This is a genomic window from Thermithiobacillus plumbiphilus (assembly GCF_038070005.1).
In the GTDB taxonomy this organism is placed as follows: Bacteria; Pseudomonadota; Gammaproteobacteria; order Acidithiobacillales; family Thermithiobacillaceae; genus JBBPCO01.
This window is the reverse complement of record NZ_JBBPCO010000003.1, coordinates 160,690-178,952: the sequence shown is the minus strand read 5'-3', so window position 1 is coordinate 178,952 and position 18,263 is coordinate 160,690. Positions and strand designations below refer to the sequence as shown.

The window sequence follows — 18,263 nt, the reverse complement described above, 5'->3', positions numbered from 1 at the left end:
CCGCGAGGGGCGGCGGTTTTGTTTGCCAGCCCTGCGTTCAGGCAATTTTCAGTGGTTCGCGCTCATAGCCGAACTCGCCCGTCCACTGTCCGTTGCGGTAATCGATGTTGAGCCAGCGGGGCAGAAAACGGCCACGGTCCTCAATCGGAAAGTCGGTCAGCGGCGGTTCTTTCCCGGCGTAATCAGTCCCACAGACCCGGGTCATGACCGGGCGGAAGCTGACCCGGAGTTTGTCATCGACTTCGAGGCCATCACCAGCCTCCAGGAAACGCACCTTCTTGCGAATCAGGCAGCTGAAATAAAGTTCCATTTCTGCCAGCAGTGGCGTACTACGCTGCTTCAAGGCCTGCTCGGCCCGCTTGCTGAGCCGGATGCGCAAGATCCTTCCTTCCAGCAGTATTCCTGTATCCATGAACTTTCCTCAGTGTTCGAGCCAGTCTCAGCAGTATAGTCCGGCTTGCCGGCCAGCTCTATTGCGCCTGCATTTCCGACCTGCGTCCTAGGACAGGGGCTGAACTCCCACCCTTCCCGTGCTTACTAATCCATGTACGAGACGTCTTTTTCGCCATGGAGGTGGTTCATGAATCGCATGAAGCTGGAGGAGTTGCTCTATCAGGGCATCGAGACAGAGCTGGGCGGGATCAAGGTATATGAGAAAGCGCTGGCAGCATCCGTCACGCCTGAATTTCGCAAGGAGATGGGGGAATATCTGGAGCAGACCCGGGAGCATGAACGAATCTATCGGGATATGTTCGCCAATCTGGGGCTCGACCCCGAGCGCATGACCCCTGGCCGGGAAGTCGTGCGCGCCAAGACCGATGCCCTGGTCAAATCCATCGACATGGCCATCGAGGGCGCGGGTCCTGGAGGGGCGGAGCTGGTCGCCGCGGAAGCGGTCATTGATGCCGAGGCCAAGGATTATCAGAACTGGATGCTGATCGGCTTGGTCACTCATAAAGCCGATGACCTGTCCGATCACGAAAAACAGGTATTGTCCGATGCTTTCGACCGGGTGCATCAGCAGGAGCACCAGCACCTTTTCCATACCATGGGCTGGGCCCGCGAGCTTTGGATGCAGACGCTCGGTCTGGATGCTGAGATTCCGCCGCGTGAGGAGCGCATGGAGACCAAGTCTATGCTGGGTGCCGCCACGGCAGCAGCCAGCCGGACCCATAGCCGCATGTAGCCTGGCCGTAGCCGGGCCTGTGCTGACGGGGCCTCAGGGCCCCGTTTGTTCTGTCGCAGGCAGTAAATAATATAAAAATTCAATAGCTTGTCGGGAACCGATCGCGCAGCCGGAGAGCGGAAAAGCTGACAAATCCCGGCAAGTGCTTGATGGCTTTGTCTTTCTTCGTAATAATACACGGCTGATGTCACTCGAGGTCTGGGCAGCAAGTGAATTTGCTTGATGCCTGCTCTCGCGGAAGGCTCGGGCCATGCCCCCGTGCCAGAGCGCAAGATTTTCCTGCCAGTGTCTGGGTCCATTGGACCGCCACGATTAACGAAACCATCGAGATCCTGCCGTGAAAGACGTACTTGCATGTAATTTGTGGCTATACAAGGTGTTTGCCTTCCTGCGCTGGTGGCCCAACGTCAATCGGGGCAGCCTGCGGGATGATGCCCTTGCCGGACTGACAGGCGCCATCATCGTGTTGCCCCAGGGTGTTGCCTTTGCCACCATTGCCGGCCTGCCCCCCGAATACGGTCTGTACACGGCCATGGTCCCGGCCATCATCGCCGCCCTGTTCGGCTCGTCATGGCACCTGGTATCCGGGCCCACCACGGCGATCTCGATCGTGGTGTTCGGCGCCATCAGCCCGCTCGCGGAACCGGGTACTGGCCAGTATATCTCGCTGGTGCTGACCCTGACTTTCCTGGTCGGCCTGATTCAGCTGATCATGGGCATCGCCCGCATGGGTACGCTGGTGAACTTCATCTCGCATACCGTGGTGATCGGATTCACTGCCGGCGCTGCCATCCTGATCGCTTCCACCCAGATCAAGAATTTCTTTGGCGTGGAGATTCCCAGGGGGAGCACTTTCTATGAAACGCTGCATGCCTTTGCGCTGCAGGTCGGCAACATCAATCCCTATGTCACCGCCGTGGCGATACTGACCCTGGTGACTGGCATCCTGGTCAAGACCTATTTCAAGAAGATCCCTTACATGATTGCCGCCATGGTGGTGGGCAGCCTCGCCGCTCTGGTGCTGAACAACATGCTGGGTGTGGATGTGACCGGTCTTGCCACGGTAGGCGCCCTGCCGGCCAGTCTGCCGCCGCTTTCCTCGCCGGATTTCAGTCTCGATACCCTGAAAACCCTGGCGCCGACCGCTTTCGCCGTGACCATGCTGGCACTGACCGAGGCCGTTTCGATCTCGCGCGCGATTGCTGTGCGTTCGGAGCAGCGCATCGATGGCAATCAGGAGTTCGTCGGCCAGGGCCTTGCCAACGTGATCGGCAGCTTCTTTTCCAGCTATGCCTCCAGCGGTTCCTTCAACCGTAGCGGCCTGAACTATGAGGCTGGCGCCAAGACCCCGCTGGCCGCAGTGTTCGCCTCCATCGCGCTGGGTCTGATCCTGTTGCTGGTCGCGCCGCTGGCGGCCTACCTGCCGGTGGCGGCCATGGCCGCCGTGCTCGTCCTGGTGGCCTGGGGCTTGATTGATTTTCATCACATGGGCGCGATCTTCAAGGCGAGTCGTTCCGAAACCATCGTGCTGGCGACCACCTTTTTTGCCACCCTGTTCGTGGAGCTGGAATTTGCAATCTATGTCGGCGTGATCCTGTCCCTGGTGCTTTATCTGAATCGTACCTCGCGGCCAGCCATTCGCGACATGTCTCCGGACCTGTCCAATCCCAAGCGCCGCTTCGAGGCCGCCAATCAGAGTCAGGAATGCCCGCAGCTCAAGATCGTCGGGATCGATGGTTCAGTATTCTTTGGTGCGGTCAGCCATGTACAGCAGAAGCTGCAGGAAATCGATGAGCGTCGCCCGGAACACACACATCTGCTGATCCTGGCAGATGGCATCAACTTCGTCGACGTTGCCGGTGCGGAAATGCTGGTGCAGGAGGCCAAGCGCCGCCGTCGGATGGGGGGTGGGCTGTATCTTGCCAATGTCAAGGAAGGCCTGTGCAGGATGCTGCGCAAGGGCGGCTATCTTGCCGACATCGGCGAGGAGAATATCTTTGCTTCCAAGGCCGAGGCCATTGCCGCCATCCACAAGAAGCTCAACCCTGAGCGCTGTGAAACCTGCACGCGGCGAGTGTTCAGGGAGTGTGCGACTGACGCCACCCCGCTGGATGAAGGTATTGATGCCGGCAAGGTAACACCACTGAAGAAGCAGCCTTCATGAAGATCCGCAAACTTCTCGCGCCCGCCCTGCTGTTCACCACCCTGGTCAGCGCTCCAGGGTGGGCAGCGAACGACACCGAACACCTGATGATGTTGCGCAATGTCGCCGAGCGCGGCAACCTGGGAGCGCAATTGTTGCTGGGTCTTTCTTACCGTGAGGGCCGCTATGGCCTGGAACCGGACGAGAAGGCGGCCTTCTTCTGGCTGGAAAAGGCTGCCCGGGGTGGCCTACCCTATGCCGAGGATTTGCTTGGCCAAGCCTATGCCGAAGGGCGCGGAGCCCCCAAGGACCCGGCCAAGGCAGTGTTCTGGTGGCAGCAGGCCGCAAACAAGGGTTCGGCCGATGCGCAGCTCCGTCTGGGCGAGGCCTATCTGCACGGGCAGGGCGTCGGCCGTGATCCGCGCAAGGCGGAGTTCTGGCTTGGACGTGCCGCCGACCAGGGCAACGCGGATGCCCAGTTCCTGCTGGGGCGGATGTACCACGAGGGCTTGGGCGTTGAAAAGGATCTGCAGCGGGGCCGCAACTGGCTGGATCGTGCCGCCGCGCAGGGCCACTCGGATGCCGTGAAGCTGCTGCATTCCCTGGAAAGTTTTGGAATCGGAATCACGGAAGCCTTCCAGCAATCAGGCCATGAACTCGAACGCAAGGCGCTGGCTGGCGACCCGCAGGCCCAGTATCAGCTTGGCTTGCGTTATGAAACTGGTGCCTGGGGTGTTTCCCGGAACCGGGAACAGGCCCTGCACTGGCTGACCGAAGCGGCTGAGCGCGGCAATCGGCTGGCCATGCAGCGGCTGGTGGAAATCTATGGACGCGGCGAACTTGGCCTGGCGCCTGACAGGGAAAAGGCCCGCTTTTGGCAGGAGCGGGAGCAGGTCGGCAAGCCCTGACTTGTTGTCCCAATCGTGACTTTCCAGGCGGGCCTCGTGCCCGCTTTTTGCATGCTGACTGAAAAAATGCTGGCTTGATGAAAAAGGGGCGGTCCTTGGACCGCCCCTGTCTTATGCGCCCGAGACAATACGGTACAGCGCCTTGTTACCGGGCCGTGGCTACCTTGCTGCTGGTACTGCAGGGTTTGCATCCGGCATTGCCACCGTTGCTGGCCTGATTGCCAGCGCTATTCGGGGTGGATGTCGATGACCCGGGAGCCGTGCCGGATGATCCATTGCCGGCAGGGGCACGGCCGGGGCCGGACACATCGGGTCGGAAGACCCCGCGCAGAGGCTGGATCTCAAGATTGCCAAAGCCTGGCTTGGGCAGGGGTGCTGTCAGGTGGATCCGGTTCGGCTCGGGGTTGACGGTGCGGTTGGGCAGGCTGGCGAGATAGCGGGCCACGACTTCGGTGGCGTCCAGTGGCTTGCCATCCTTGTCCTTCAGGACCCGGATATTCTGGGCCGGGGTAAAGTTCACCTTGTCCGGATCCGTGTTGAAGTAATAGGAGGCATAGGTGTAGCTGGCGTCTGGATTCAGGGCTGTGCATTGCTTCGCATCGGCGCGCATGACCTGAATGCTGGAGAAGCGCTTGCCTTTCGCCTGATACGGGTCGAGATTGGCCTTGACACCGCTGTACCCGAACAGCCAGCCGCCCGACCAGGTGATGACATCCGGATTCAGTGAGCCATGGGCCGCGTTCTCCATCTGACCCTTCAGTTGCGCGCCCTTGATGGTACCCACTGCAATCTGCGGCCCAACGGGGATGTAATGATAGAGATCTTCCAGCGTGATGGGGCCAGGGCGCACATGCGTGCCATAGCGGAAACCACGAATGGCACCGATGTCGGCGCCGGTCATGCTGCGGAAGGCGTCGGTGAGGAAATCATGCGAGGAACCCTCGATGACACCGGGCACGTTCTCGTTTGAGAAATGCCACGCATCAGCGGCACCTTGGTATAGCCCACCACCGTATCCACCGGGCGGCTCAGTACGCTGCCATTCATGGGATTGGTGTGCTTCCTGAAGTCTTTCCCACTCACATAGGTCTTGCGCACTTCGCGCACCAGGGCGGCGATGTTGGGGCTTTCCGGCAGACGCTCGTCGATGATATGTGGCTTCCAGTCCCACTTGATCATCTTGCCGTTTCGTACCTGCAGGTTGAGTTCGCCGAGCAGGGTGCCGTCCTGGCCGACCTCGGAGATGACCGTGCCAGTCTTGGTGACGACGGGCTTCATGGTCATTTCATGCATGTCGGCAGACAGCACCACGTCCACGCCGGGATTGGCTTCCGCCAGGCGGATGTTGTCTGCCAGGCCCAGTTCGGAAATCATGACGATCAGGTCCACTTTCTCCTTGTTGCGCAGCACAGGAATGAACTGCTTGAGTTCCTCGTCACCCTCGGTGAACTTGAAGCCCTTGGTGGCGCCGCTGATGATGGGGACGCCTCGGGCCGTGGTGAAGCCAAGGAAACCGATCTTCAGATCACCGACCTTGCGGATGCTGTAGGGCGGCAATACCCGCTGGCCGGCCCTGTCGGCATAGGGCTCGCCGTCATAATAGAGGTTGGCGGCAACCGCACCCCAGGGAGCCTTGGGTGCCTTGCCATCGAACAGTTCCGTGAAGCGTTTGGTGCCGTACAGAAAATCCCAGTTGCCCGGCGCAAAGGCATCGATACCAAAGAAGTTCAGGACGTCCACCATGGCTTGTCCTTTGGTAAAGAGTGCTTCGGCAGAGCCCTGGATGGTGTCCCCGACATTGACCAGGAGGTTGTCCTTGTGCTGGCTGCGGATGCGGTCGATCTGCGTGTACATGCGTGCTAGGCCACCTTCCATGCGCCCTGTATTGGTACTGCTGACATTCGGCCGGGGTACCATGTGACCATGCAGGTCGCCGATCTGGATCAGGGTGAGATCGCCGCTGCCAGCAAAGGCAGTGGGGCTGAGTGTGCCCAGCAGGCAGACAGTCGAAGCGATTAGGGTACGATTCATGAAAACCTCACGGTGTCATTAAGTTGGCACATCCTTGGTGGTCATCCGACAAAAAAATGACTCCGGCATATAAGTATCTGCTAAGAAAGGCTTATAACCTTCGTCCGGTACTTCAGGGTCGACACCCTAAGTGATTGTTTCTGGAGTACAAAGCACCGAAGGTCCGATAGACCATGCCTCGGGTCTCTGCTCCGGATCGCGAAAATCGCCTGTAATCGAAGCGGGTTCTGGCTTTGAAGGCTGCCTGAGTGGACATTTCAGGTCAGTGGAAAAAAATTGCTACCGAAGTTGTGTCAAGAAGTTGGCGATGTGGGTAAGGCGAGGAAAATGCTCGGTGTGGCCCGGGCCGGTCCTGGGGTGATCTGCACCGGTGGCATGATTCAGGGGCCGGCGCGGGAACCGGACGTTTCTTTTTGCTGGAAAAAAAACGCCGGCCAGGTGGCCGGCGTGGAGTCCCTTAGTCGGGGTGAGCCCCGCGCAAGGGCTGTAGTTCCGGGAACCCGTATAGCGGTTTGGGAAGCGGTTGCATCAGCCGTATGCGTTTCAGTTGCGGGGTGACGGTCCTGTTAGGCAGGCTGGCGAGATAGCGGACCACGACCTCGGTGGCATCGAGCGCCTCGCCGCTGTCGTCCTTGACCACGCGGATGAAGGTGCCGGGCAGACGCGGGCACTCGCAGCCATTGACCATGTTCGGATCATTGCCATACCAGTAGCCTGCGTACTCGTAGGCGGCTTCCGGATCGAGCGGCTTGCCGTTCACACGAATGTTGCTGACCCGGAAGCCCGTAGCCTGGTAGGGATCAAAATCGAAGGTCAGTCCACTGACACCAAACATCCAGCCACCCGTCCAGGCGGAGGTGTTAGGATCAATGCTGCCCTTGGCGGAGTTTTCCAGCTGCCGCTTCAGAAAGCGCCCCTGGATGCGCACCACCCCGATCTGTGGACCGATGGGGATGAAGTGATACAGGTCTTCCATGCGGATCGGTCCCGGCGCGACCTGGGTTCCATAGCGGAAGCCGCGAATGACGCCAATGTCAGCCTGAGAGACGCTGCGGAAGGCATCCGTCAGGAAGTCATGCGAGGAGCCTTCAACGGCGGCTGGCAGGCTGCTCTGCGTAAAATTGGCGCGGTGCAGCGGAATGGTGGTGTAACCCACGACCGCATCGATGGGGCGTTGCAGGTGTGTACCGTTGAAGGGATTGACGTGGGCCTTGAAGTCGCGACCACTGACGAAGGTCTTGCGGGCATCGCGCACGGCGCGGGCAATCTGCCGGTTCTCAGGAACCTTGTCGTCGATGGCATGGGCCGTCCAGCGCCATTGGGTCATCTTACCGTTGTCGACCTGCACCTTGAGTTCGCCCAGCATCATGCCATCCTGTCCCTCTTCGACGAGCACCGTGCCGGTTTTGGTAACGACGGGTTTGCGGGTCTCCTCATGCATGTCCGAGGACAGAATGACGTCGATGCCGGGGTATTCCTCGGCCATGCGGATGTTGTTGGACAATCCCAGTTCCGACGCAACCACCAGCAGGTCGACCTTCTCCTGCTGGCGGAGCAGTTTGATATATTTCGGGAATTCGGAATCGCCGGTACTGAATACGAAGCCCTTGGCGACCATCCGGCCTACCGTCTGCGGGCCGCGTTCAGACGTGAATCCCAGGATGCCGACCTTGAGGCCATTGACGTTCTTGATCAGATAGGGCGGCAATACGCGCTGACCGGCCTTGTCCGGGAAGAAGGTGTAAGGATCTTCTTCTTTCGAGGCGTAGTACAGGTTGGCGGCTATGCTGTTCCAGGGCGCGACCGGATTCGGCCCGGCAAAGGTCTTGACGAAGTGCTTGCTGCCGTAGACATAGTCCCAGTTGCCGGGCGCGAAGGCATCAAACTTGAACTGGTTGAGCACGTCGATGATGGCCTGCCCGCGGGTGAAAAGCACCTCGGCCGATCCCTGGATGGTGTCGCCAGTATTGATCAGGAGACTGTTGGGGTTGCGGTCACGGATTTCCTGAATCTTGGTGTACATGCGCGCCAGGCCGCCGAGGGTGCCGCCGCTGCCGCCCTCACGGACGTCAGGCCTGGGCACGAGGTGGCCGTGCAAGTCCCCCAGATGGATCAGGGTGAGCTCCCCGCTACCTGCCAGTACCGGCGTGCTCAGTCCGGCAGCAGCGAGAAACAGCAGGGGTTTGAACCAGGTAAAAACGGGCATGTTTTCTCCAGCAATCAGCAAATAGACACACTTTAAGCATTTTCCGTGCCAGAAAAATCTGTCGAGACACTTGCATGAACTGCGGTCAGGAGGCTTTCACGAAACGCAAGTCCTGTCCCAAACGGAACAGTTCCTGCGCTACAAAGCGCACTCGCCAGCTTTGCGGCAGGTCAGGCCTGGCATGCCGGGGAAGAGGGTTCAAGGGTGGCAACATAGCGTCCGGCGAAAGTGGCCAGTAGCCGGCCATCCGCCTGGATTTCAGCGCTCAGCGACAGGCGTGCCCGCCCCTTTTGTGCTAGCGCGCGGATGAAGCGCTGGGCCTCGGATGGCTCAGGGGGCGGGCAGAAGGCGCTGAAATCCTGATGCACGGGCCACAGGTACTGGATCCGGCTGTCCTGGATCAGGATGGCGGCCTGCAGACCCGCCTCGCTGATCAGCGACCAGGTCATGCCCCAGCCGGCGAGGGTAACGAGTGCATTGAGAGAACCCGCAAAGGCACTGCGCTCCTGATTGAGATTGGGGAGCAAGGGGGCGCGCAGGCGCAGGCCCTGGTCATCCAGGGACTCCACCTGCAACTGCAAGGCCTGGGTGAGGGGAATTTCTGTGAGCAGCAATGTCTGCAGTAACTGCGCTTTGTCGTCTGGCACGGCATTTCTCCCATGAAAAAGGCCCGGGTGACCGGGCCTTTCCGCTATCGCTGTTCAAACGGGTTCAGCCAAGCACCCTATCCGCCGCCGCAAGTGCTGCGCCGCGTTCGATGGGCGCCTTCATCCGGCTCAGGACGTCTTCCAGGGCGCCCAGGCAGAGACGGACGTTCTTCGGGTTGGCACCAAAACCCATCAGGCCGACGCGCCAGATCTTGCCGGACATGGCTCCCAGCCCGGCACCGATCTCCAGATCATAGTCCTGCAGCAACTGGGCGCGCACCGCCGCCTCGTCCACACCCTGCGGTATGCTGATGGCGTTGAGCTGGGGCAGACGCTCGGCTTCCGGCACCACGAAGCGCAGGCCCATGGCCTCAAAGCCGGCCTTCAAGGCCTGATGCATCCGCGCATGACGTGCCCAGGCCTGCTCAAGACCTTCCTCCTGGAGGATGACCAGGGCCTCGTGCAGGCCATAGAGCGCATTGATCGGCGCGGTATGATGATAGGCGCGCTTGGCACCGCTGCCCCAATAACCCATCACCAGATTCAGGTCCATGAACCAGCTCTGCACCTTGGTCTTGCGGTGCTTGATGCGATTGAGCGCCTGTTCGCCGAAGCTCACCGGCGAGAGGCCCGGGGTGCAGGACAGGCACTTCTGGGTGCCGGAGTAGACGGCATCGATCTGCCAGTCGTCGATCATCACCGGCGTGCCACCCAGGCTGGTGACGGCATCCATGATCACCAGGGCATCATGGTTATGGGCGATTTCGGCCAGTGTTTTGGCATCCGACTGCGCGCCGGTGGAGGTTTCGGCATGGACGAAGGCCACCAGCCGGGCCTCGGGGTGGGCCTTGAGGGCGTCTTCGAGCTTGTGCGGGTCCACGGCCCGGCCCCAGGGGTCTTCCACCATCACGGCGGTTGCGCCACAGCGCTCGACGTTTTCCTTCATGCGTCCGCCAAAGACGCCATTCTGGCAGACGATGACGGTATCACCGGGTTCGACGAGATTGACGAAACAGGTCTCCATGCCGGCCGAGCCCGGGCCGGACACCGGCATGGTCAGCGCATTCTGCGTCTGGAAGGCAAACTGCAGCAGTGCTTTCATCTCATCCATCATGCTGACGAAGACCGGATCGAGATGACCGATGGTGGGCCGGGACATGGCTTCCAGGATGCGCGGATTGACGTCGGAAGGGCCTGGGCCCATCAGGGTGCGTACGGGGGGGTGAAAGGATGAGATCTGCATGCTTGGCCTATGAAGTGGTGTAGGAGAATGCGGGCTAGCATAAAGAAAGACGGGAAATCTGTCATCAGCCTGCCTTGCCCGTTGGCTGTGTCCGACCTTTGTCCATGGACCAGGGTCGGATGGCGGGCTTACATTTCCGCTTTGACCGGCAGGAGGGCTAGGCTGTCTGTCCGTGCCAGTTGCCACCCAAACAAAAAATGATCCGGCCTGGCTGATAGGAGAGCCGTTTCATCCATGTCCGCAGACAACGTCACCTTCACCAATGCCGCCCGGCCGATCGTCGCCACCTTCCGCCTGCTGGGCTTTCTGCTCATGCTGTTCACTCTGATCTATGGCATTTATGCCTGGTATCTCGAAAAGCAGCAGACCTTCGACAAACTCCAGGCCCTGAGCGCGAATTCCGCCTATTCCGCCCGGCAGTATTTTGATCATTACAAGCAGGGCATGCGCGGTCTCTCCCAGGATCTGCTCGCGGAGGGCGGCCTGGCCCAGCCACAACGGGCACATGTCCTGCTGAAGCGCTTCCAACTGGGGAATCCCGATCTCAACTCCGTCAATCTCGTCACAGCCGATGGCCAGATGTTTCTCTCGTCCCTGGTCCCGGTCGGCCAGCCTTTGCCCCATCTGCGCCGCTCGGCGGTCATCTGGCGGGGTTTCGAGGAAACCCTGCGCGGACAGGGTTTCAATGTCCTGCCTGCCTGCCAGGGACTGATCTCTGGCAATTGGGTGATCCCCATGCAGTTGCCGGTGCGTGACGCCAAGGGGCGTTTGCGTTTCGTGCTGTCCGTGTCCCTGCCCGTGGCGCGCCAGCAGGGGGCCTGGCGTGGCCTGACCCCAGAGAGCATGGTGCACGGGCTGATGCGCAATGATGCCTACCTGCAGAGCCGCTATCCCAACCCCGCCGATTTCGACTTTACCTTTGCCTCTCGGCGTCAGGGCCCGCTGGTGCAGGCGCTGCGCAGCAATCCGGGGCGCGCCTGGGGCACCTATCAGGGCACCACAGAGGTGGACGATGAATATCGCCTCGGCGCCTATACCAGATTGCAGGGATATCCACTCACGGCCTTTGTCAGCGTCCCGCTGAATCAGGTGTTCTCGGGCTGGATCGAGCGGGTCCAGGTGCCTTTCGCCATGTTCTTCCTGCTGGCGCTGGCCGGCATCGGTATCTATCAGCGGGGACTGCGCTGGCAGATGCGCATCGAGCGGGAACGTCAGCGCGCCGAGCGGGAGGTGCGGCAGCTCAATGCCGAGCTGGAGCAGCGGGTGGCCGAGCGTACTGCGGAGCTTCTGGAACTCAATGCCGAACTGGAGTCCTTCAGCTACTCCGTATCCCATGACCTGCGCGCGCCCCTGCGCGTGGTGGACAGCTTCAGCCAGATCCTGCTGCAGGATTGTGGCGAGCGCCTGCAGGAAGGCGAGCGGCGTCATCTGCGGCGCATCCATCAGGCCAGCCAGCGTATGGGCAACCTGATCGAGGATCTGCTTTCGCTTTCCAGGGTGACGCGCCAGGAAATGCGTTGCCGCCCTGTCAATCTCGGTGTGGTGGCACGGCAGATTGCCGATCACCTGCAGCAGCCGGGACTGACTGCCCGCCAGGTGGATTTTCGCATCGCGCCCGATGTGCCAGCCTATGGTGATGAGCGCCTGTTGCGCATCGTGCTGGAAAACCTCATTGGCAATGCCTGGAAATTCACCGGCAAACGCGCCGATGCCTGCATTGAGTTTGGCATGTTGCGAGAAGGCGAGGAGCGAATCTACTTCGTGCGTGACAACGGCGCCGGCTTCGACATGAATTATGCGGGCAAGCTGTTCAGCGCCTTTCAGCGGCTGCATTCGATGCAGGAATTCGAGGGCACGGGCATTGGCCTGGCCACGGTCGCCCGCATCATTCACCGTCATGGCGGAAAGGTCTGGGCCCAGGGCGGCGTGGATGAAGGCGCGACCTTCTTTTTCACCTTGCGTCAGCCGGCTATTCTGGTGCTTGCCGAAGACGCCCAGTGCGGCGATGCTGAGTTGTCCACCGAGGCGGATGAGAACTCCAGGCTTTTTGTGGGTTAACGGCTTTTGCCGGCTAATCCCCAAAAGCTGTGGATAAGTTTGGTGGTAGTAGAACCAAGGCCTGATCTTTTGGTGCCGTGCAGCCCCTGCCTAAATTTTAGGCAGGGCTGTGGTCAGCGTGTCAGCCCTTGCAGGAAAGGGAGATAGGGCGGGACGTCCCAATCTCGGCCGCCCAGGGCCAGATAACGGATCCGGCCCTGCGGGTCCACCAGAAAACTGGATGGCAGGCCGCGTGGCCGCCAGTTCTCGGTGACCCGGCCATCAGGATCGAGCAGGCTGTGCAGATCCGGCGCCACGGTCGAAAGAAAGGTGAATACCTCTTCCTGGCTTTCCGCGGTATTGACCAGCAGCAGGCGCAGCCTCGAATCCGGCATCTTCGCGTCCAGGCGCTGCAATGAGGGCATTTCCTGACGGCAGGGGCCGCACCAGCTTGCCCAGAAGTGCACCAGCACCCATTGCCCGCGCAGACTGCGCAGATCCGTCACCCGCCCATCCATGTCGCTCAGGCGCAATGCGGGCGCCGGGCGGTTCTCCACCGGCATCAGACCGCGTGGTGGCGCAGCCTGCAAGGGCGCGCTCAGGATCAGGAAGCCAAGCAGCAGGATGAGGTGGCGGGTCTGTTTCATGGCTGCTCTCCGTGAGATGCATCAGCGCTGGGACAGCGCAGATTGTCGACCTGGATCTTCAACACCGGTCCAGTCTTTTCGGCTCCGGTACGGAAGCTGGCCTCCAGGGAAAAGGGGCCGGCAGGCGGCAGAATGGCCAGGTTGCCACCGACTGGCTCGCCGGGTTGCAGGTCGCGCTGTTCGGGGAGTTGCGTCCAATTGAAGGTGGCGCGATTGCCCGGTGGCAGGTCAATGGCATCCCAGCGCTGCTGCCAGTCGGTGCGCGTGAGTCGCGGCACGGCGCGGCCCTCGGCATCGGTGATGCGCCAGCGGTCGAGTGCCAGCCAGACGATCTGACTGGTTTCATTGCGCATGCCCACGGTCAGAAAGCAGATCTTGCCCAGGGCCTGGATTGCGCTTTCCGGGAAGCCGCGCGCGCTGTAAAAGGCGGCAAGCTGCTCGGGACTGCGGGCCGAGAGATGGAAATCCAGCTCCCGTACCGCCCCCTGGGGCGGGTCGGCCCAGACGGGGGATGCGAGCAGCAGGATCGATAGCATGGCGGACTGGATCTGTTTCATAGGGTCTTCTTCGGCTCAGCAGGCGGACACGCGGATGATGCAATTTCCGGTCCAGCATTGATGACTCCGGGAGCCCATTGTGCCAGTCGGGATCAAATTCGATATACTTTCCTCTTATATCCTTTTAAGACATCCAGCAGGGGCAGTTTTTCCGTGACCGAACAACGACAGCCTATCCGCTTTTATACGGAAGACGAACTCGACGAGATCGAGGCCCAGGATCCCGAGCGGGCCTACCAGCTTGCCCGCGCCCAGGCGATGGCGCAGCGCCAGACGCCCTTTGCCCCCGTCGATGTCAGCAACCTGCCGCCGCCAGACCCGGACCGGGTGGCGGAAGCTGTGGAGAGTGTTCGCCAGATCCTGTCGCGAGATGGCGGTGATATCGAACTGGTCGGCATCGAGGATCATGTCGTGCTGGTACGCATGAAGGGTGCCTGTGTCGGCTGCCCGAATTCCGTGCTGGATCTGCAGAATGTCGTTACCCGGATCGTCCGGGGTGTACCCGGCGTCGGCGAGGTCCGCAATACTTTCTGAAAAGCCCCGGCTTTGTCTTGACACCTGGGTCATTTCCCTCCCTTATCCCACGGCGCGGCTTTTCAGCCCATTTGGTCTAGGACCTAAGTGACTGTACTGCAAAACTAATCTTCCTTTGCGCAATCCATTTCCCTGAAGGCTTGGGCAATTGCTGCATTTCTGGCTTCGCCCGGCAACAGAGTCCGCCGAAAAGTACATGGAAGCCTGCCATGCCGGGCGTATGCTTTCCGCTATAGGAAAAGCCAGGCGCAGGAAAACCAGATTTCAGCACGCCTGCGCGAGCAGGGTGACAGTGAGGTGAATACCATGACTGGAACTGATGATCAGGCCGGCCGGCCAGGGCTTGTGCCGCTTCACCCCTTTTTGTCATTGCCCCGGAGGAGGGTTCATGCAAGAACGTCTGATCGCCTTTTTTGCCACGCGGGAGGCCGCTGAAGAGGCTGCCGCGGCACTGCGACGTGCCAACTCGCCGGAGCCCGAGGTGCAGATTCTGCAGGCGGAAGCGGGCGCGAGCTTTGCGCCAAAGGACAGCAGATCCGCCAAGCGCCGGCGTGAAACCCCGGATTTCATGGATCGGGTACGAGGTTTACTGGCTGAAGTCGGGTTGCTGGACGCCCGTCGGGCAGCCAATCTGGATGACACCGGGCGGAACTGCTTTGAGGAAGGTCTCTGCCGGGGTGGCGTGGTGCTGCGCGTCGATGTCGATGCAGAGCAGGCCCAGGAGAGCATGAATCTGCTGGCGCGCCATGAGGCGCTGGATGTCACCGAATATGCCACGGGCTGGGCGCGGCTGCGCAAGCGGCATGCTGGCGGCCAGGATGCCGGCACCGCCCCGCAGAAGGCAGCAACACGGACCAGGACAGCGAAGGCTGAACCCGCCGGCGAAAAAGGCGGGCGCGGGCGTACCCCGAAGGTCGCGAGCGATCCAGCCATCGGTAATGCGGTCAGCAATGATCACGGCCATGAGATAACACCGGAGATGCGGGAGCGCATGATTGCCGAGGAGGCTTATTTCCTGGCTGAACAACGTGGTTTTGCTGGTGATCTTGCCGTAGAGGACTGGCTGGAAGCCGAGCGTCTGGTGGATGCCCGGCTGAACGCCGCCAGGGCTGACGGGTCCGGGACTGGTGCCTGATCCCGATGGTGCTCAGGGAGTCAGGGGAGGAGCGTAATCGTCCTAAGACAGGATGCAGTGGTTCATATAAGAAGCTGGTTATTCACGATGGGGGACGACATGGAATCCGTACAGAACGCACCGCCAACCGTGCAGCAGGATGTCCGCGGGCTCCTGCATGATCTGGTGCTGGAGCGCCCCTCGGCCATTTACAGCCTGAAAGCAGATGGTCCTGCGCCATCGGTCATCTGGATCAGTGAAGACGTCTACCGAATCACCGGCTACACCGTGCAGGAAGCGATCAGCTCTCCCGAGTGGTGGTCCGAGCACCTGCATCCGCAGGACCGTACGCGTGTCCTCGAGAACCGTCACCGGCTGTTGTTCGATGAGGATGCCATCACGCAGGAATACCGCTTTCGCCATAAGGATGGTTCCTATCGCTGGCTTCGGGATGAAGCCCGGCTGGAACGTGACCCTGCCGGCGCGCCGCAGCAGATCATCGGTATCCTCTATGATATCACCGAGCAGCGCGAGGCCGAGATCAGCCTGCGCGAGCGCGAAAAGGCCTTCCGCCTGCTGTTCATGAACAGTCCCCTGCCGATGTGGGTGTTCGATCTGGAAAACTTGCGTTTTCTGGAGGTGAATCTCGCCGCTACCCAGTACTACGGTTATTCCCGCGAGCAGTTTCTCGGCATGCGCCTCGACTCGCTTACCCCCCGGGAGAATGACGACAGATTCTTTGCCAGCCTGGCCAGCATGCGCGAGAGTGCCGCGCCCGGTTCCCCGCTTTTCTTCGGGCGCTGGCGCCATGTGCTGGCCAGTGGTCGCAGCATCGAGGTGGAGACCTTTGCGCATCTGCTCGATTATCGCGGCCAGCGCGCGGCGCTGATGATGGCGCTCGACGTGAGCGACCGCAAGATCGCTCAGGATGCCTTGCGAGACAGCGAGGAGCGATTCCGCGCCACCTTCAACCAGGCGGCGGTGGGCATGGCCCATCTCTCGCCGGACTGCCACCTGTTGCAGGTCAATCAAAAATTTGCGGATATGCTGGGCTACAGCCGGGAGGAAATGCTGGGTCTGAGCCTGGCCGAGCTCACGCATTCGGAGGACCTGTCAGCCAATGCTGACTGTCAGCGGCGGCTGCTCGGCGGCGAGATCAGCAACTGCGTTCTCGAAAGCCGCTATCGCCATCGGCATGGGGATTGGCTTTGGGTCAATATTGCAAGATCCCTGGTGCGTGATGGCGAGGGACAGCCTGCCTATATGATCCTGGTGATCGAGGACATCAGCGCGCGCAAGCAGGCAGAGCTTGAAAGATGCGCGGCGGAAGAAGAGGTGCAGCGCATGCGCGATGATCTCGAGCGCCGCATCGAGGAGCGTACCGCCGAGCTCAAGCAGTTGAATCGGGAGCTGGAGGCCTTCAGCTATTCGGTCTCCCATGACCTGCGCGCGCCACTGCGCGTCATCAACGGCTTCAGTCTGGCCCTGCTGGAAGATTATGGCAGCAAGCTCGACCAGGAGGGCGTGCGGCATCTGGAGCGCGTACGCAGCGCCAGCATCCGCATGGGAGAGCTGATAGACGATCTGCTCAATCTGGCCCAGATCAACCGCAGTGGCATGAAGATAGAACTGGTGAACCTCAGTCAGATCGCCTTGCGCTTCACCGAGGACCTGCGGTCCTCCAGTCCGGAGCGGCAGGTGGATTTCGTGATTGCGCCGGATCTGCTGGCGCAGGGGGATGCCCATCTGCTGGAAATCGTGCTGGAGAACCTGTTGCGCAATGCCTGGAAATTCACCAGCAAGCAGGCCCATGCGCGTATCGAACTTGGTCAGACCCGCATGAATGGTGAACAGGTGTTTTTCGTGCGTGACAACGGCGCGGGTTTTGACATGCAGTATGCCCACAAGCTGTTTGTCCCCTTCCAGCGCCTGCATGGCGATGCGGAGTTCAAGGGCACGGGGGTCGGGCTGGCGACCGTGCAACGCATCATCCACCGCCACGGCGGTCGCATCTGGGCCCAGGGCAGCCCTAACCAGGGCGCGACCTTCTATTTCACCTTGAATCCGCAAGCTTAGCGAGATTTCGGGTCTCAGACTTTCGCGCCAGGCAGGGAATGCCTGGCGGCATCAAAGGTCTAATTCCACGTGCAGAATCCGTCATGGGAGCGCGAAGGATGAATAAGACGTTTGTCAGGTTTTCGGGAAGTGGCCAGATAGCGGAAAGCGAGGCGCAGGAGCTGCCGCTGGCAGTAGTACACTATCTGGTGGGTCGCCGAAGCCAGGGGCCTGGCGGCAGCTATGTGGTCTCACCGGAGGAGCGCCAGCGCATGATTGCCGAGGCCGCCTACTTCAGGGCCCAAGCCAGGGGCTTTGGTGAAGGTCTGCAACTCGAGGACTGGCTGGCCGCGGAACGCGAGATCCAGCAGCAATTGGAGGCTTCGCGCGACAATGGTGGGGAATCTCGGACCCTGAACATGCCGTCGTGCAAGCCAGCGAAACGGGTCCATGTGCCCAGTAATCTGGGCCTGGCCGAGCGCCGTACCCAGCCAAGCGATCATCATGAGCCGGAACGCAGGCGCGCCAGCAATCTGGCGAGGCCAGCTGCCGGACAGAAGTGAGTTTTGTCGGGCATATGGGCGGTGCTTCACCGCCCCGGCCCAGCGAGCCTGGTGTTTCTAATCGTCCTCGTCTGCGCCCTGGAAGAAATCCAGTGAAAAAAGACTCAGGCCGCAGGCAGCACCCAGTCCCAGGCAGATACCCATGTTCCAGGCAAAGCCAATCCATGTCAGGACCAGGGTAGCCAGCACCACCAGCAGGACTTCCGGGTTCAGGGCGGGAATCCTGTAGGAAGCCGACTCCAGCAGATGATCCGTCATCAACTCTTCTCTTTTCATGATCTCCTCCCGGATGAAAAGGACGTGGAACGGCAATCTGACATGTAGCAGTTTCAGCTTATGCCGCCGTCCGGGCTCCGGAACGGGACCAAGGTAGTAGAGTCAGTCCTAGGTCT

The 18,263-nt window shown here is 60.8% G+C and carries 17 protein-coding genes; 8 read left to right on the top strand and 9 right to left on the bottom strand.

Annotated elements, in window-relative coordinates; translation table 11 throughout:
• Positions 1-37: 37 nt before the first annotated feature.
• A complete protein-coding gene (locus WOB96_RS04735) occupies positions 38-412 on the bottom strand; it encodes a hypothetical protein (RefSeq protein ID WP_341370130.1) in 375 nt (124 codons plus the stop codon).
• 168 nt (positions 413-580) lie between these two features.
• Here WOB96_RS04735 and WOB96_RS04730 point away from each other — a divergent pair, with 168 nt between their 5' ends.
• From WOB96_RS04730 to WOB96_RS04720, 3 genes are all read left to right on the top strand, one after another.
• Entirely contained in the window at positions 581-1,186 is a 606-nt protein-coding gene (locus WOB96_RS04730) for a hypothetical protein (protein ID WP_341370129.1), read from the top strand.
• 337 nt (positions 1,187-1,523) lie between these two features.
• Positions 1,524-3,350: a SulP family inorganic anion transporter gene (locus WOB96_RS04725; RefSeq protein ID WP_341370128.1), complete on the top strand. Its 1,827-nt coding sequence runs from the start codon at positions 1,524-1,526 to the stop codon at positions 3,348-3,350.
• A complete protein-coding gene (locus WOB96_RS04720) occupies positions 3,347-4,237 on the top strand; it encodes a tetratricopeptide repeat protein (RefSeq protein ID WP_341370127.1) in 891 nt (296 codons plus the stop codon). Before WOB96_RS04725 ends, WOB96_RS04720 begins: the two co-directional genes overlap by 4 nt.
• 145 nt (positions 4,238-4,382) lie before the next feature.
• Here WOB96_RS04720 and WOB96_RS04715 read toward each other — a convergent pair whose 3' ends face one another.
• The 5 genes from WOB96_RS04715 to WOB96_RS04695 form a co-directional block, all read right to left on the bottom strand.
• A complete protein-coding gene (locus tag WOB96_RS04715; protein WP_341370126.1) occupies positions 4,383-5,195 on the bottom strand; it encodes a 5'-nucleotidase in 813 nt (270 codons plus the stop codon).
• Positions 5,135-6,268, bottom strand: coding sequence for a bifunctional metallophosphatase/5'-nucleotidase (locus WOB96_RS04710; protein WP_341370125.1), 1,134 nt, complete (start codon positions 6,266-6,268; stop codon positions 5,135-5,137). Before WOB96_RS04710 ends, WOB96_RS04715 begins: the two co-directional genes overlap by 61 nt.
• 457 nt (positions 6,269-6,725) lie before the next feature.
• On the bottom strand, positions 6,726-8,474 hold the full coding sequence (locus tag WOB96_RS04705) for a bifunctional metallophosphatase/5'-nucleotidase (protein ID WP_341370124.1): 1,749 nt from the start codon (positions 8,472-8,474) through the stop codon (positions 6,726-6,728).
• Positions 8,475-8,644: 170 nt separating this feature from the next.
• Positions 8,645-9,121 (bottom strand): YiiD C-terminal domain-containing protein, encoded by a 477-nt coding sequence (locus WOB96_RS04700; RefSeq protein WP_341370123.1) that lies wholly within the window; start codon positions 9,119-9,121, stop codon positions 8,645-8,647.
• Positions 9,122-9,185: 64 nt separating this feature from the next.
• Positions 9,186-10,364, bottom strand: a complete 1,179-nt coding sequence (locus WOB96_RS04695; protein WP_341370122.1) for a pyridoxal-phosphate-dependent aminotransferase family protein — start codon at positions 10,362-10,364, stop codon at positions 9,186-9,188.
• Between the two features lie 234 nt (positions 10,365-10,598).
• Here WOB96_RS04695 and WOB96_RS04690 point away from each other — a divergent pair, with 234 nt between their 5' ends.
• Positions 10,599-12,422, top strand: a complete 1,824-nt coding sequence (locus tag WOB96_RS04690) for an ATP-binding protein (RefSeq protein ID WP_341370121.1) — start codon at positions 10,599-10,601, stop codon at positions 12,420-12,422.
• A gap of 113 nt (positions 12,423-12,535) precedes the next feature.
• Here the strand turns inward: WOB96_RS04690 and WOB96_RS04685 are convergent, their stop codons facing one another.
• Both WOB96_RS04685 and WOB96_RS04680 read right to left on the bottom strand, forming a co-directional pair.
• Positions 12,536-13,048: a TlpA family protein disulfide reductase gene (locus tag WOB96_RS04685; RefSeq protein WP_341370120.1), complete on the bottom strand. Its 513-nt coding sequence runs from the start codon at positions 13,046-13,048 to the stop codon at positions 12,536-12,538.
• Positions 13,045-13,605 (bottom strand): hypothetical protein, encoded by a 561-nt coding sequence (locus WOB96_RS04680; RefSeq protein ID WP_341370119.1) that lies wholly within the window; start codon positions 13,603-13,605, stop codon positions 13,045-13,047. Before WOB96_RS04680 ends, WOB96_RS04685 begins: the two co-directional genes overlap by 4 nt.
• 153 nt (positions 13,606-13,758) lie before the next feature.
• Between WOB96_RS04680 and WOB96_RS04675 the strand changes: the two genes are divergently transcribed.
• The 4 genes from WOB96_RS04675 to WOB96_RS04660 all read left to right on the top strand — a co-directional run bounded on the left by WOB96_RS04675 (position 13,759) and on the right by WOB96_RS04660 (position 17,871).
• Positions 13,759-14,139: a NifU family protein gene (locus WOB96_RS04675; RefSeq protein WP_341370118.1), complete on the top strand. Its 381-nt coding sequence runs from the start codon at positions 13,759-13,761 to the stop codon at positions 14,137-14,139.
• A gap of 388 nt (positions 14,140-14,527) precedes the next feature.
• On the top strand, positions 14,528-15,274 hold the full coding sequence (locus tag WOB96_RS04670; protein WP_341370117.1) for a DUF2934 domain-containing protein: 747 nt from the start codon (positions 14,528-14,530) through the stop codon (positions 15,272-15,274).
• A gap of 99 nt (positions 15,275-15,373) precedes the next feature.
• Positions 15,374-17,329 (top strand): PAS domain-containing sensor histidine kinase, encoded by a 1,956-nt coding sequence (locus WOB96_RS04665; protein ID WP_341370116.1) that lies wholly within the window; start codon positions 15,374-15,376, stop codon positions 17,327-17,329.
• Positions 17,330-17,427: 98 nt separating this feature from the next.
• Complete coding sequence (locus tag WOB96_RS04660; RefSeq protein WP_341370115.1) at positions 17,428-17,871, top strand: DUF2934 domain-containing protein; 444 nt, start codon at positions 17,428-17,430, stop codon at positions 17,869-17,871.
• A gap of 57 nt (positions 17,872-17,928) precedes the next feature.
• On the opposite strand, the gene WOB96_RS04655 is transcribed toward WOB96_RS04660, so the two are convergent.
• Positions 17,929-18,147 (bottom strand): hypothetical protein, encoded by a 219-nt coding sequence (locus WOB96_RS04655; RefSeq protein WP_341370114.1) that lies wholly within the window; start codon positions 18,145-18,147, stop codon positions 17,929-17,931.
• Positions 18,148-18,263: the final 116 nt, after the last annotated feature.